The following is a 14,629-nucleotide window of genomic DNA, read 5'->3' on the forward strand; positions in this document are numbered from 1 at the left end:
GAAACTCCTTTGAGGCTCGCGGCTGAGCGAGGATCCTGGGGGGATCGAAGAAACTTTCACATCATGCGATGTGCCACAGAAGTTAACACGATCGGAGCCGGTATGGAACGGGACCCACGGCGCATCATCCTCGCTGCCGACATCGGGGGCACCAGCAGCCGCATCGAGGTGCGGGCGGTGCCCGGCACCCCTGGCGCCGGTGCCGACGCCGGTGAGCTGCTGGGCGCAGCCACCGGCCCGGGCTGCAACCTGCGCTCGAGCGGTCCGGAGGCGTTCACGACGCTCGCGGCCACCATGCGCGACGCGCTCGGGGAGGTGTCGGGGCACGAGGTGAGCCACGCGGTGCTCGCCTTCGCCGGGGCGGGACCCGCGCAGCATCAGCAAGTGCAGCGCGCCACCCACGAGGCCGCAGCGCCGCTGGGGATCGACGCCTCCCGACTCACCGTCACCGACGACCACCTGGTGGCGTTCCTGGCCGGCGAGGTGGGGGACGACGGGATCCTGCTGCTGGCCGGGACCGGGGCCGTTGCGGTCACCTACCGGCAGCGCCGGGCAGTGGAGCGGCGCGACGGCATGGGGTGGCTGCTGGGGGACATCGGTTCAGCAGTGTGGCTGGGCCGCCGCACCGTGCAGGCCGTGGCCGCGGACCTCGACAGTCGCGGTCGCCGCACCCTGCTCACCGAGCGGGTGGGCGACATGCTGGACCTGGATCTGCGCGACGGCCTGCTGCCGCCCTCCCCCACCGGCGACGTGCGCCAGGACCTGATCCGGGCCGTGGACCGGATCGCCCCGGCCGGGTACCCGGCGGGGCTGGGTCGCTTCGCTCCCCTGCCGGGCACGGTGCTGGAGGATCCGGCCGCACGGGAGATCCTCGATACCGCGATCCGCCACTTCTGCACCACGGTGCGGGAGATGGACCCCTCCCTGGGCCTGCCCGTGGTGCTGGCCGGTTCCGTGCTTGCCACCCCCGGTCCGATCCGGGACGAGGTGGTCACCGGGTTCGACGCCGAGGGCCGGGAGCACCGCACCGTCTCCTCCGGACTGCCGGGAGCGGTGCGCCTGGCCACCGAGATGGCTGCCGAGATGGCGGGTGGGCAGAACCGATGAATGCCGGCGCGTCGTCGGCCGGCGCCACGGCACCCTCCCAGCAGGCCGGGGCCGAGCCCGCTCGCCCCGCATCGGTGCGGCAGCCTCGGCCGGCGCGTCCCCGTCCCGCTCGGGAGCGACGCCGCTCCCGCACCCTCCGGCAGCGGCTGCTCTCCCCCGGCCTGCGGGTGCTGTTGGCCATGGGCATCGCCACCGCCATCACGATGGTGCTCGTCCTGACGATCCCCGAGCTGAACTACGTGCTGGCCGACGATCAGGCCGATTCCACCGCGGCCGCCATGCTGATCACCGTCGCCGCGGTCGCCGCGTTCGGTGTCATCAACGCCGCGCTGACCTACTGGGCGGCGACCGGGGTCTCGCGCAACCGCCTGGTGGCCTCGATGCGGCTGCTGCGCGTGCGGCGCTACCGGCGCCTGTACCGGTGGGTGACGGGGTACGGCGGGCCCGTGATGGAGGTGCTGCAGCTGATGCTCAGCGCGGGCATCGCGATCGCCCTGATGGTGATGAGGCCGCCCGGCATCGCCATCCCGATCCTGCTCGCCTTCACCATCGGTGCGCTGGTCTCCGCCTGGATCGGCTCGGTGATGACCTACGCCCTGGAGTACGTGGCGGAGGACGCCTGGGGGGACGCCTTCGACCTGCATGCCACGCCCGGGCCGGAGCGCTCGATGCGCGACTACGTGTACGCCGCGACGCTGATCCAGACCACCGCCGGGGTGGGCGACTTCCTGCCGCGCACGTCGGCCGCACGGAAGCTGGTGCGCGATCAGGCCGTCCTGGCCCACGTGACGGTCACCATCCTGATCACCCTTGGCGTGTCCGTGGTGGTCACCGCCCTGGGCTGAGGCCGCGCGGCTCTCCAGGCCAGCGCCTAGGATGGTGCACGTCTGCTTGCCGCTGGGCGCGGTGCCGGAGCCACCTCCGCGTGCACCCGCCCGACGCCCGATCCGGAAGGCCCCTCGATGTCCGAGCTCCACGACCCGGTCCCCACCCGCGAGAAGGTGCTGGTGATCGGCGCCGGTCCCGCGGGACTCGCCGCCGCCGCCGCCCTGAAGGCCCTGGAGGTGCCCTTCGACCTGGTGGACCGCTCCGCCCACGTGGGCGGCATCTGGAACGAGGAGCGGGAGGACTCCCCCACCTGGCGCTCGATGGAGATGGTCTCCTCGCGCCGCTTCACGCAGTACGAGGACATGATCCAGCCGGTGTCCTTCCCCGACTACCTGCGGCCCGAGCAGATGGGCAAGTACCTGCGCGCCTATGCGGCCCGCTACGACCTCACCGAGCACTTCCGGCCCGGCGTCGAGGTGCGCTCTGCGCGCCCGTTCTCCGAGGGCGTGTGGCAGGTGGAGTTCTCCACCGGGGAGATCCACATCTACGCCGCGGTGATCTCCGCCCACGGCATCTCCGAGCGACCCCACCTCCCCGCCTGGGCGGCCGAGGTCGATCCCGCGGTCCGCGTGATCCACTCCAAGCAGTGGAACGGCGCCGACGGCCTGGAGGGCAGGCGTGTGCTGGTGGTGGGGTCCGGCCAGTCCGCGGCCGACATCGCGGTGGACGCCGCCCGTCGCGCCCTGGAGGTGCGCTGGTCCGTGCGCACCGGACACTGGATCGTGCCCCGCCACATCGCCGGCATGCCCGGGGACGTGGCTGCTTCCCGCGAGCCCGCCGCGCTCGGGAAGCTCAACGACGCGATCGCACAGACGGTCATCGGCCGGATGGCCGGGGACCCGTCGGACGTCGGGCTGCCCAAGCCGTCCGCGAGCGTCCTGGAGGACGCGGTGATCATCTCCGACGACGTGCTGGACCGGATCCGCGAGGGCCGCATCACCCCGATCGCCCCGGTGACCGGGGTACGGGCCGACGGCACGGTGGTCTACGCCGACGAATCCGACTACCGGCCCGACCTGATCGTGCTGGCCACCGGGTACGAGACCGGTGCGGACCACCTCCCGGAGGACGTCATCCCCCGCACCGCCCGCGGTGAGCTGGACCTGTTCCTGGGAGCGTTCCCACGGGGTCGCGACGACCTGGTGGTGCTCGGTCAGAACCGGGTCTCCGGTGGGGTGCTGCCGATCCTGGTGGAACAGGCCGACATCGCCGCCTACCTGATGAAGGCCGTGCGCGACGGCTCCCCCGCCCTCACCCAGTTCCACCGCGCCCGCGCGGGCTCCGATTCCGCGGTGCCGGTGACCACCGCGGGCAAGGGCGGCGGCCTGCTGGGCCGGATTACCGGGAAGCTGGGCACCGCCCCGGTCAACCGCCGCGCTGCCGAGTCCACGCCGCCGGCCACTCGCAATCCGGCCGACTCCTCCGAGGGCCGTGTGGTGCCGTTCGTGGACCGCGACCGCCTGCTGGGGCGCCTGCGCACGGTGCGGTCGCTGTTCGCCTGACCCGCCCGCGGCACGGCTCGGGGCGATCCTCCACCGGGAGCATTGAGGCGTTCCCGCGGGAACGTCACTCCGAGCCGGTTCGTCAGCTCCCGCGCAGGACGGAATGCGCCGTGCCGTGCGCTCGGATCGATGGGCACCTGCCCATGTCATTCACCGTGCACAGGGGTTGAGCCACGTGACGTCCGTGAATCGGGCGAAATCGGAGTCTGCGCTGACAACCGGCACCCCGTATTGGATGGCCAGAGCCGCGAGCTGGGCATCGGGAACCAGGTTGCCGGTCACATCGTGCTTCTCCATCAGGCCACGCAGGATCGACCAGCTCGCCGGGGTGACATCGGGCATCCACGCCGCGGGGGCCCCGAGCCAGTCGTCCACGAAGACCGCTGCGGTGGGTGCCGACAAGGGCGTGCCCATGATCCGGGGGTGCGTGGCGATGCGCAGGAACGCCGACAGGCTCTGCCATGGAAGTCCGATCCTCACCTCACCGTTGAGGTGCTCCTCGAGGAAGGACCTGGCGGAGGGGTGGTCCCGAGCTGACTCGTCCACCGCATAGAGCAGGATGTTGGCGTCGACGATCATTCGTGATCGAGAGTGTCCAGGACCTCGCCGATGTTGCTGACATCAATGCGAGCTCCGAGCGATTCGGTGCGCTGGACGAACCGCTGCCGCGCGCTGCCGCGTTGCATCCCCCGTCGCGCAAGGGTGACCACAGCTTCACTGGTGCCCAGCCCGTGCTCACGGCGCAGCCTGGCGACCTCGGCCTCGACATCCGGCGTGAGATTGACGGTGGTTCTCATGCATTCAGCGTAGCATCAGTGATGCACGCATCATGCATCACTGATGCGCACTGCGGGGATCCCCGCGGGATCCCCGCACCAGCGCCGGATCGAACTGTCAGCTCCCGGTTGTGGTGCGCACTCCTGGTTTCAGGACGAGCTGCGAACCGGCCGCCTGGCGGCGACCCCTCCGGAGCACAACCGGAACGACCGCCGCGCAGAGCACGGCCAGCCCGGCGATGAGGAATCCGACCCCGTGCTGATCGGCCAGGGCGTCCGGCCACCACTGCCGACCCGTCGCGCCGAACCAGCTGGCCGCCAGCAGGATGTCCGTGGTGGACAGGGCGATGCCCGCCACCACGAGCAGAAGGAGCGGCGCGCCCGCCACCAGCGCGGCACGGGCCACCGTGGAGCGTCGACGCTTGCCAGCAACCTCGGCGGCAGGAGCTTCCTCAAGCGCAGTGCGCACCAGCAGCACCGCAAGCGCACCACCGACCAGGGCGAGCACCTGCAGCCCCAGATGGGCGACGTGGCTCTCGAGCGCGACGCGCAGCCCGGGCCCGGCGTACACCGCGATCAGCAGCGCCACCGGGGCGGCGGCCACCAGGGCGGCGAGCCAAGTGCGTCCCCGCCCCAGCACGCGCACAGCCGCCGGCACGGTGAGCGCACTGCCGATCAGGGCGCCCGCCGCCACCAGCAGCACGTGCTGCAGCACGTGGGCGGAGACGAGCACCTTGGCGTACACGTTCAGTGCACCGGAGGTGACCAGCACCAGCAGCGCAGCCCCTGCCACCAGGCGGATGCTCGCTGCCCGCTCGCGGGACGGCGCGGCGGGGCGCCACCACCACAGCAGCAGGGCGCAGGCCAGGGCCATGCCGAAGGGGTCGGGCCGCCACTGGGTGAGCACCGTGGTGAGCTCCGGGGCTGGAGGCAGCGGGTAGCCGGAGAGCACGGCGGCCGGGCCCGGAGGCGGAGGGACGGCCTCGGCCGGCGGCGGGGAGGAGCTCATGGCCGCGGCCAGGGACACGGCCAGCCCCAGCAGGGCCAGCTCCATCAGGGCGAGCCTGCGGTACACCGCCACCGGCGGCGGGCCCTGCCCTTCGGCAGCGGTGCGAGCGAGGCCGGTGGCGATCTGGCGGCGCTGCAGCGCGCCCATCGCCCCCAGGGCCAGCAGCAGCACGGCCTTGGCGGCACCGAGCTGCACATAGGGGTGGGTGAGCAGCTCGGCCGGGGAGTTCATGCGCACCGCGAGCGCCCACACGCCGCTGAGGGCGAGGGCGATCCAGGCGATCAGGGCCAGGTGGGAGTAGCCGCGCACCACGGCAGCATCGTCCCGGGAGGTGGCCGGCAGCAGCTGCAGCACGGCCAGGCCGCCCAGCCAGATGCCCACGGCCAGCAGGTGCACCATCATGGTGGAGGTGGCGACCTCGTGGGTGTCCCCGCCGGAGGCGTGCCCGGTCATGGCGGCGCAGAACGCCACGGCGGCGATCATCACGGTGACCACGCGGGCCAGGCCCCGGGAGGACCCGGTGACGGCCACAGCGGTGGCTGCGGCGCTGACCAGCAGGGCTGTCAGCAGCCACACCCCTAGGTCCGTGGCCAGGTACACGCTGAGGTCGGAGCCGAATCGGTCCGATCCGACCGGCTGTCCAGTGGCGATCGCGTAGGAGAACAGCAGGGCGACGCCGCGCGCCACCGTGGTCACGCCCGCGGTCACCGCCACCACCAGCATGGCGCGGGAGCGGTCGGCCTCCTCGCGCAGCAGCCATCCGGCCAGCAGCGCCCCGCCCAGGGACATCGCGCCGGCGAGGTCGGCGATCAGGGCGGCGACAGGCGCCCCGGTGCGGGCGATCAGTCCTGCATCGCGCAGCACGGGGTTGCCGGCCCCGGCGGCGTCGGCCGCGAGCACCGAGATCGCGGCGAGCACCAGCAGGACGGCGCCTCCGATGAGGGCCGGGATCAGCGGGGAGCGGTCGGGACGGGAGTCGGCGTCAGGGCGGCGGGCTGCAGCGTCGCGGGCGCCGCGCCGGGAGGGGGGTGCGGTCACGAGCCGATCACCAGGCCCAGCCATAGGGCGGCCATGCCGGTGCCGATGGTGAACAGCACGTAGCCGAGCCCGAGCACCGGCGCCCCGCGCCGCACCAGGTTCACCACGTCCAGCGCCGCGGTGGCCACCGTGGACAGGGCCCCGCAGTACCCCACGCCCAGCAGCAGGTACAGCAGCTCGAGGGTCCCTCCCACCGATCCCAGCCGCATCACCAGGATCCCCAGCAGCAGGCAGGCCAGGAGGTTCGCCAGGAACGTCGCCCACGGCATCATCTCCAGGCCGGTGGGCAGGTGCCCGTGGCCGGACCGCTCGCGGGCGGCGGCACGCCGCTCCATGAGCACGATCAGGCCCCAGCGGCTGGCCGCTCCCCCGGCGCCGCCCAGGGCGACCACGAGCATGCTCAGCAGGAAGGTCATGCGCTCACCTGCTCCGGACCACGGCGTGCCAGGAAGCGCGCGATAAGCATGCCCACCACCAGCGCGCCGATGCTGAGCACCAGCGAGAGGGTGGCGTAGACGATGGCGAGGATCGCGAAGTCCGCACCCATCATGGCCGCCCCGTCCAGCACTGCCGTGGACATGGTGGTGAAGCCCCCGCACAGGCCGGTGCCCAGCAGCGGCTGCATCCAGGGCCTGCCCGGCCGCACCTCGAGCACTCCGACCAGTGCCCCCAGCCCCAGGCATCCCAGCACGTTGGCCAGCAGGGTCGCCCAGGGCAGCTCCACCAGGGTGGGCGTGGCCAGGCTCGGTACGGCCGCGCTCAGCAGGAACCGCAGCAGTGCACCGAGCGCCCCGCCGGCCGCGACCAGGAGGACGACCTGCCGGGAGGGAAGGGGCGTCCGCGGAGGACCGGAGCTGAGGGTCTCGGCCTCGGTGCTGTCCTCCAGTCGCAGCGCGTCCATCTCGACGGTGTGCATGCGCGCGTCATCGCGGCGGGCCGTCGGGCGTGGGGAGGGGGAGGTCACCGCCTCAGAGTACCGAGGCGCACCGGATCGCGGTCACCGCCGGCCTCGGGTGCGGGCCCGCTGTGACGGAGGAGTCGAACGCAGCGGTCATCCCCACACGAGTCCGAGCGCCGGGTCCTCCAGCACGGCGGAGATGTCGCGCAGCAGTTCGGCACCGAGGGCCCCGTCGATCAGGCGGTGGTCGAAGCTCAGGGCGAGCTGTGCGATCTGCCGGGGCACCACCTGGCCGTCCACCACCCATGGCTTCTCCTTGATGGCGCCGATCCCCAGGATCACCGACTCGCCGGGGTTCAGGATCGGGGTGCCCGAGTCGATGTTGAACACGCCGAAGTTGGTGATGGTGATGGTGCCCTCGCGGGTTGCCGACAGCGGAGTGCGACCGGCCCGTGCGGTCTTGGCGAGCTCGTCGATCTCCTCGGCCAGCTCCCGCAGGGTCATCAGGTGGGCGTCCTTGATGTTCGGGACGATCAGACCCCGCGGCGTGGCCGCGGCGATGCCGAGGTTCACGAAGTGCTTGTAGACGATCTCGCCGGCGTCCTCGTCCCAGGACGCGTTGACCTCCGGGTTGCGGCGAATCGCCACCAGCAGCGCCTTGGCCACCACCACCAGGGGGCTCACCTTCACCCCGGACCACTCGCGCGAACCGCGCAGCTGCTGCACGATGCGCGTGGCAGCAGTCATGTCGACCTCATTGAACACAGTCACGTGCGGGGCGGTGAAGGCGGAGGCCACCATCGCCTCGGCGGTGCGCTTGCGCACCGAGCGGATCGGGACCCGGGTGGTGCGCTCGTCGCTGGTGACGCCGGCGAAGGGCTGGTGGCGACTGGACTTCATTGCGGCGTCCAGGCCCTCGGGGGCCTGCGGCGACTCCTCGGGGAAGTACTGGCCGTCGTGCACGGTGACGGTGTCGCCGCTCATGGCGCGCTGCTGGGCGGCCAGCACGTCCTCACGGGTGACGGTGCCATCGGGCCCGGTGGCCAGCACGTCGGCGAGCGCGATGCCGAGGTCGCGGGCGAGCTTGCGCACGGGCGGCTTGGCGAGGATCCGGTCGATGGGGACCTGAGTGTCCTCCTCCTGGGCGGTGCGGCGACGCCGGCGGCGCTGGGGGGCCGACGGTGCGCCGTAGCCCACCAGGTTCTTGGGCTGGTCCTCCCCCGCGTCCTCCGCGGCCCCGTCGGCCCCGGCGTCCTGCGCTGAACCGGCATCCTGCGCGGAACCGACGCTCTGCCCGGGGTCGGCGTCCCGCTGCGAGTCAGGATCTTGGCCACGGTCCTGCTCCGCGGCCTGGGCGGTCTCCTGCGGGGTGGCCTCCACCGCGTCTCCGGCAGCAGGGCTCTGCTCGGGGGCGGGGCCGCCGCTGGTGTCGATCTCCAACAGCGGGGCGCCGACGGGCACCTCCTGGCCGATGGACACCAGCACCTTGGTGACCGTACCGGCGACGTGGCTGGGCAGCTCGACGGCGCTCTTGGCGGTCTCCACCTCGATCACGGCGTCGTTGATGGCGATCGTGTCGCCCACGGAGACCTTGATGTCGACGATCTCGGCCTCGGTGAGGCCCTCACCGGGGTCGGTGAGATTGATGCGGACGATCCGGCTGTCGGGCGCGGAGCCGGATGCCTGGGGGTCGGTGGGGTCAGCCATGGGGTGGTCCTTCCACGGGGGTGGGAACAGTCAGTGTGCGAGGACGCGATCCACGGCGTCCAGCACCCGGTCCAGATCGGGCAGGTAGGCGTGCTCCATGCGGGCCGGCGGGTAAGGGGTGTGGTAGCCGCCCACTCGCAGCACGGGCGCCTCCAGGTGGTAGAAGCACTCCTCGGCCACGCGGGCGGCGATCTCACCGCCCAGACCTCCGAGCACGGGGGCCTCGTGCACGATCACCAGGCGGCCGGTGCGCTTGACCGACTCGTAGACCGTGGGCAGGTCCAGGGGTGCCAGCGAGCGGGCGTCGATCACCTCGAGGTCGACGCCCTCAGCCGCCGCGGCCTCGGCGCTCTCCAGGGCCAGCGGGAGGCTGGGGCCCCAGGCCAGCAGGGTGGCGTCGGTGCCGGGGCGGGCCACGGCTGCCTCCCAGGGGGACAGCTCGGGCCGGTGGTCGGGATCCACGTCGCCCTTGACCCAGTAGCGGCGCTTGGGCTCCAGCATGATCACCGGGTCGTCGCTCTCGATGGCCTGGCGGGTCATCCAGTAGGCGTCCTGGCTGGTGGCGGGGGCCAGGATGCGCAGTCCGGCGGTGTGGGCGAACAGTGCCTCGGGGCTCTCGGAGTGGTGCTCCACCGCGCCGATGCCGCCGCCGTGGGGGATGCGGATCACGATCGGCAGGCTCACCCGGCCCTGGGTGCGGTAGTGCATCTTGGCGACCTGGGTGGTGATCTGGTTGAAGGCCGGGAACACGAAGCCGTCGAACTGGATCTCCACCACGGGCCGATACCCCCGGTAGGCCAGGCCCACGGCGGTGCCCACGATCCCGGCCTCGGCCAGCGGGGTGTCCACCACCCGCTGGGAGCCGAACTCGGCGTGCAGACCATCGGTGACGCGGAAGACGCCGCCGAGCACGCCCACGTCCTCCCCCATGATCAGCACGCGGTCATCGGCGCGCATGGCGTCGCGCAGTCCCGCGGTGATCGCCTTGGCGATGGGAAGAGTGCTGCTGGTGGTGCTCATCGGCCGCTCCCCCCGCCCGTCGCGCCGGATCCTTCGGTGCTGTCTGCGTCGTCCTCGAACTGGGCGACGTACTGCAGGTACTGCTCGCGGTCGCGCTCCACCACGGGATGGGGCTCCGCGTAGACGTGGTCGAACATGGCTACCGGGTCCGGATCGGGCATGTCGTGGATGAAGTGGTGCAGGCGCATGGCGAGGTCGTGGGCCTCCTCCTCGCAGGCCTTCACGTAGGTCTCGTCGATCTCGTCGAGCTGGGCGAGGTGGCGGCGCAGGCGCAGGATCGGGTCCTTGTCGGCCCACTGCTGCTCCTCCTCGCTGCTGCGGTAGCGGGAGGCGTCGTCGCTGGTGGTGTGGGCGGCCATGCGGTAGGTGATGGCCTCGATGAAGCGGGGCCCTTCCCCGGCGCGGGCCGCGTCCATGGCCGAGCGCACGGCGGCGAGTACGGCCAGCACGTCGTTGCCGTCCACCCGGATCGAGGGGATGCCCCAGCCGCGGGAGCGCTGGGCCAGTGGCACCCGGGTCTGCACGGAGGTGGGCACGGAGATCGCCCACTGGTTGTTCTGGGTGTAGAACACCACCGGTGCCTGGAAGGAGGCGGCGAAGGTGAAGGACTCGGAGACCTCGCCCTCGCTGGAGGCGCCGTCGCCGAACAGGGCCAGCACCGCGGTGTCGCTGTCGAGGTCGCCGGTTCCCACCAGGCCGTCGCGCTGCAGGCCCATGGCGTAGCCCACGGCATGGGGGGCCTGGGAGCCCAGCACGATCATGTACGGGTGGGTGCGCAGCTCGTACGGGTCCCAGCCGCAGTGGGAGATCCCGCGGTACATCTCCAGCAGGCGCATCGGCTCGATGCCGCGCGCCCAGGCGACCCCGTGCTCGCGGTAGGTGGGGACGAGGTAGTCCTGGGTGCGGGCCGCGTGCCCGGCGCCGATCTGCGCGGCCTCCTGCCCGAGCGCACTGGCCCACAGGCCCAGTTGGCCCTGCCGCTGCAGCGAGGTGGCCTCGAGGTCTGCCGCGCGGATCATCACCATGTCGCGGTAGTAGCCGCGCAGGCGTTCCGGGGAGGCCAGGTCCGGTCCGGGGTCGGCGGTTGCTGACGCATCGCCCTCAGCGGCACCTGCGGGGGATGCGGTGCTGTGCCCCGCCAGGACGGCGTCCAACTCCTCGTGGGGGGTCCGGGTGCCGTCGGGAGCCAGGAGCTGGGTCATCGGCTCCTGGTCGGCGACAGGCGGGATGGTGGTCGAGAACGCGCTCACCGCTCGATCGTAACCTACGGTTCCGTAGGGTGAGAGGGAGGAGCCTCGCCGACCGACTCCGGCGCGCCGTGGGGACCACTGCTGCTCACGATCGCGGCAGCTGGACGCGACTGCCACGCGCGCATCCCAGCTGCAAGGGTCACCACGGCGAGGAGGATGCAGGGCAGGGCGACGTACACCAGCATGAGCGGACTCTCCGGCAGCCGCGCATCCCACCGTGCGAGGACCATCCACTACACAAGGAGCAGTCGATCCAGGCCGCAGGCCCGCGCATGTCAACCATCAGTTGACTTCCTGGTGGCTGTCGCATCACACTCCTGTCATGAGCCCCCATCCCGCACACCGACCCGCCGAGATGCTGCCCCCGCCTCATTCGGTCCCCTGGAAACCGGTGCTGATCTTCGCCGCGATCGCCTACGCGCTGCTCGCCCTGAGCGCTGCCCCGTTCTGGTTCCTGCCCGGCGGTATCACCCACCCCCTGTACTCATGGGTGCTGTCCGCAGGCATGTTCGCCCCTGCGATCGCCACCGTGATCGTGGTGAAGCTGGTGACCAGGGGCTCCTGGCGGGATGAGGTGGGGCTGCGCTTCCGCGGTCGCTGGAAGCGCCTGGCGCTGTGGATCCCGCTGGCCGTGCTGGTGATGCTGGCGATCAACGCCGCCTCCGCCGTGATCATGGTGCTGCGCGGCGTGCCGGGTGATCTCACCGGCAGCACCTGGGCACACGCGACGACCATTGCGATGGCCGACGCCGGCGCCGAGATGCCCGTGCCGGTCGCCGTGACCGTCGTGCTGGCTGTCACCGCCGTGAACCTGCTCGTCTCCGTGATCCCCGCCCTGGGAGAGGAGATCGGCTGGCGCGGCTGGCTGTGGCGGCAGCTGAAGCCCCTGGGCTTCACCGGGGCGATCGTGGTGGGTGCTCTCATCTGGTCGCTGTGGCACCTGCCGATCACGCTGATCGGACACAACTACCCCGGAGCGCCCCGTCCTCTGGCGATCGGCATGTTCATCATCGCGTGTGTGGCACTGCACTTCCTTTTCGGGGCGATCACCGAGCGCGCGGGCGGCAACCCCCTGCCCGCGGCCTTCGCACACTCCACGCTCAACAGCACCGTGGGGCTGGCGGTGTCCATCGTGGCGACCCAGGGAACGCTCGAGCAGATGAACTGGTTCATCGACACCCCGCTGGGGGTGATCGGGATCGCCCTGACGGTGTTCGCCGCCTACCTGATCATGCCGCGAGGGGCTCGGGGCACCTTCGGGCCGCAGCAGCACGGCCCGCAGACCCCCGATGTGCTGTAGCTCGACGTCGCGCAGCCACGGGACCCGGGGCGCGAGACAATGCCGCCATGGACGACCGTTCCCGACTGCGCGATGAGATCAGCGTGGCCTCGGCCCTGTGCCTGGGGCCGCTGGCCGACGCACCGGGCGCACAGGTCCAGCAGTCCCTCGCGGCGGCCGCCCATCTGGCCGATACCGCCGAGCGCACCCTGCACCTGTTCGTCGCCGAGGCCCGCGCCACCGGGATGACCTGGGCCGCCATCGGTGAGCAGCTGGGGATCACTCGGCAGGCCGCGCAGAAGCGGTTCGGGCGCCAGGTGCCCCTCAAGGTCACGCGCCCGCAGCCGGATCCCTCCGCCTCCCAGGTGGCCGCTGCCGTCGGGCTGCTGGATGCAGCCGCGGAGCGCCGCTACGAGGAGCTGGAGCAGCGCGCCTCCGCCCATATCCGCCGCATGGCGGGATCCGGCGGCGTGGCGCGCGCCTTCGACGCCGTCCCGGCGGTGTACGGGGAGCTCACCCGCGCCGGCCCCCCGCAGGCCAGGCTGATCGGGCGTGTCCTGCATGTCTCCCGGATCGAGGAACGCACCGGACGTGCAACCCGAGCGGAGATCACCGTGGCCGAGGACGGCACGCTGCTGGGACTGGCGTACACCGAGTCGGACGCCGAGTGAGAGGAAGCACGCTCCCGGTCACGGCCCGGCAGCTCCTCACTGCACAGCGGAGCCCTTCCGTGCATCCTGCGCCGCGAACAGGGCCTCGAGGTCCAGCGGCTCCTGGTCGACGTCGAGGTCCTGCACCGGCAGGGGGCAGTCGCCCAGGTCGGTGATGGGCAGGCGCTCGCCGTCCCGGTTCATCGACTGGTGGGCGATCACCCCGGGCAGGGTGTAGCGGGCGGCCTGCCAGGCGTTGACCATGGGCTGCATGCCGTCGGCCACGGCGCGGGCGAAATCGTCCACCAGGAAGTGGTGGGCCCCCTCGTGGCCGTTGGGCTTGCCCTGGAGCTCCTTGGGCAGGCGCGCCTGGTGGTGGGCGGGGGCGGCACCGGCCACGAAGGCGTCGCGCAGGGCCGGGGAGACGTCGGCCAGGCGCGGATCGTCCAGGCTCATGGTGGCGCCGGTGGCGATCAGGTCGGTCACCTCCAGCACCCGCTGCTTGTCGTGCCAGTAGGTGACCTCCACGGTCTCCTCGAAGGAGGACTCCTCGCCGAAGAACCGGAAGCGGGACTCGCGCTTGTGGGAGGGGTAGCCAACGCGGCGCAGCTCATTGGTGCGGAACGCGCCGCCGTTGTCCATCTCGAACAGGGCGAAGGCGTTGGAGACGTCGTTGCCGAACATCGAGACGCTCTTGTCGAACACCCCGTCGCCGCGGGTGTCGGGGCGGCCGATCGCGGAGACGGAGACCGCGTGGTTCGGGATCACGCCCAGGATGCCGCCGATCGAGTGCGTGGGGTACAGCAGCGGCGGGTAGGAGGCGGTGGACTTCCACTGCTCGCCGCCGGAGTACTTGTAGGCGTCGTAGAACCCCAGGTCCATGTCGTGGACGTAGTCGCCCTCGGCGTAGAACACCTCACCGAACACGCCCTGCCGGTACAGGCGGCGGGCCAGCACCACTGCGGCGTTGTACTGGCTGGTCTCGCCCATCATGTACACCAGGCCGCTGCGCTGCACCTCCTCGGTGATCTGACGGATCTCCTCCTCCTCGATGGCCATCGGCACGGAGGAGTACACGTGCTTGCCGGCGCGCAGGGCGGCCAGGGCGTGCTGGCCGTGGGTCCAGCGCTGGGTGAAGATCGCCACGGCGTCCACGTCGGAGTCCAGCAGCTGCTCGAGGGTGTCGAAGCGCCCGGCGAACGGCACACCGCGTGCTTCGACGGCGTCGATCCGCTCGGGGATCGAGTCCACCGCGTAGAGGGCGTCGATCTCGGGGTGAGCGGCGAACAGCTCCGCGAAGTGGGAGCCGAACTGGCCGATGCCGACGATGCCGAGAGTGAACGTCATGGAAGGCTCCTGAGCTGGAAGGACGACGAAGTGGAGGCGGGGCTGCGGGGCTGGGTCGCGGCCACGCGGCACCGGGCGGGTGGTTGCGGACCAGCCTAGTGATCGTTCCCGGGCCGACACGCCGCGAGCGTCCCCCGGGATGGCCTGCTGCATCCGGA

General features: G+C 71.7%; 14 protein-coding genes. 5 read left to right on the forward strand and 9 right to left on the reverse strand.

Annotated elements, in window-relative coordinates; genetic code table 11:
* The first annotated feature begins 102 nt into the window (after positions 1-102).
* From M4D54_RS06135 to M4D54_RS06145, 3 genes are all read left to right on the forward strand, one after another.
* Positions 103-1,107 (forward strand): N-acetylglucosamine kinase, encoded by a 1,005-nt coding sequence (locus M4D54_RS06135; RefSeq protein ID WP_193865330.1) that lies wholly within the window; start codon positions 103-105, stop codon positions 1,105-1,107.
* Entirely contained in the window at positions 1,104-1,952 is an 849-nt protein-coding gene (locus M4D54_RS06140; RefSeq protein WP_259890725.1) for a DUF1345 domain-containing protein, read from the forward strand. The genes M4D54_RS06135 and M4D54_RS06140 overlap by 4 nt, the downstream gene beginning before the upstream one ends.
* Before the next feature lie 117 nt (positions 1,953-2,069).
* Positions 2,070-3,497 (forward strand): NAD(P)/FAD-dependent oxidoreductase, encoded by a 1,428-nt coding sequence (locus tag M4D54_RS06145; protein ID WP_193865328.1) that lies wholly within the window; start codon positions 2,070-2,072, stop codon positions 3,495-3,497.
* Positions 3,498-3,647: 150 nt separating this feature from the next.
* Here the strand turns inward: M4D54_RS06145 and M4D54_RS06150 are convergent, their stop codons facing one another.
* From M4D54_RS06150 to M4D54_RS06185, 8 genes are all read right to left on the reverse strand, one after another.
* Positions 3,648-4,076, reverse strand: a complete 429-nt coding sequence (locus M4D54_RS06150; RefSeq protein ID WP_193865327.1) for a TA system VapC family ribonuclease toxin — start codon at positions 4,074-4,076, stop codon at positions 3,648-3,650.
* The gene (locus tag M4D54_RS06155) at positions 4,073-4,294 is read right to left on the reverse strand and encodes a CopG family transcriptional regulator (RefSeq protein WP_193865326.1); all 222 of its coding nucleotides are present in this window, start codon (positions 4,292-4,294) and stop codon (positions 4,073-4,075) included. The genes M4D54_RS06150 and M4D54_RS06155 overlap by 4 nt, the downstream gene beginning before the upstream one ends.
* A gap of 97 nt (positions 4,295-4,391) precedes the next feature.
* On the reverse strand, positions 4,392-6,320 hold the full coding sequence (locus M4D54_RS06160) for a cytochrome c oxidase assembly protein (RefSeq protein ID WP_259890726.1): 1,929 nt from the start codon (positions 6,318-6,320) through the stop codon (positions 4,392-4,394).
* Positions 6,317-6,736, reverse strand: coding sequence for a CrcB family protein (locus tag M4D54_RS06165; protein ID WP_193865324.1), 420 nt, complete (start codon positions 6,734-6,736; stop codon positions 6,317-6,319). The genes M4D54_RS06160 and M4D54_RS06165 overlap by 4 nt, the downstream gene beginning before the upstream one ends.
* Entirely contained in the window at positions 6,733-7,284 is a 552-nt protein-coding gene (locus M4D54_RS06170) for a CrcB family protein (protein WP_259890727.1), read from the reverse strand. Before M4D54_RS06170 ends, M4D54_RS06165 begins: the two co-directional genes overlap by 4 nt.
* Before the next feature lie 87 nt (positions 7,285-7,371).
* A complete protein-coding gene (locus M4D54_RS06175) occupies positions 7,372-8,925 on the reverse strand; it encodes a dihydrolipoamide acetyltransferase family protein (RefSeq protein WP_193865323.1) in 1,554 nt (517 codons plus the stop codon).
* 30 nt (positions 8,926-8,955) lie between these two features.
* Positions 8,956-9,945 carry an alpha-ketoacid dehydrogenase subunit beta gene (locus M4D54_RS06180; protein WP_102234789.1) on the reverse strand — a complete coding sequence of 330 codons (990 nt, stop codon included), beginning with the start codon at positions 9,943-9,945 and terminating at the stop codon, positions 8,956-8,958.
* Positions 9,942-11,195: a thiamine pyrophosphate-dependent dehydrogenase E1 component subunit alpha gene (locus M4D54_RS06185; RefSeq protein WP_259890728.1), complete on the reverse strand. Its 1,254-nt coding sequence runs from the start codon at positions 11,193-11,195 to the stop codon at positions 9,942-9,944. Before M4D54_RS06185 ends, M4D54_RS06180 begins: the two co-directional genes overlap by 4 nt.
* A 322-nt stretch (positions 11,196-11,517) precedes the next feature.
* Here M4D54_RS06185 and M4D54_RS06190 point away from each other — a divergent pair, with 322 nt between their 5' ends.
* Both M4D54_RS06190 and M4D54_RS06195 read left to right on the forward strand, forming a co-directional pair.
* On the forward strand, positions 11,518-12,495 hold the full coding sequence (locus tag M4D54_RS06190; protein ID WP_193865321.1) for a CPBP family intramembrane glutamic endopeptidase: 978 nt from the start codon (positions 11,518-11,520) through the stop codon (positions 12,493-12,495).
* A 47-nt stretch (positions 12,496-12,542) separates the two neighbouring features.
* A complete protein-coding gene (locus M4D54_RS06195; RefSeq protein ID WP_193865320.1) occupies positions 12,543-13,145 on the forward strand; it encodes a hypothetical protein in 603 nt (200 codons plus the stop codon).
* 36 nt (positions 13,146-13,181) lie between these two features.
* Here the strand turns inward: M4D54_RS06195 and M4D54_RS06200 are convergent, their stop codons facing one another.
* The gene (locus M4D54_RS06200; protein WP_193865319.1) at positions 13,182-14,471 is read right to left on the reverse strand and encodes a Gfo/Idh/MocA family protein; all 1,290 of its coding nucleotides are present in this window, start codon (positions 14,469-14,471) and stop codon (positions 13,182-13,184) included.
* Between the last annotated feature and the right edge of the window lie 158 nt (positions 14,472-14,629).

It is taken from the genome of Brachybacterium sp. p3-SID1565 (assembly GCF_025143785.1).
In the GTDB taxonomy this organism is placed as follows: Bacteria; Actinomycetota; Actinomycetes; order Actinomycetales; family Dermabacteraceae; genus Brachybacterium; species Brachybacterium epidermidis.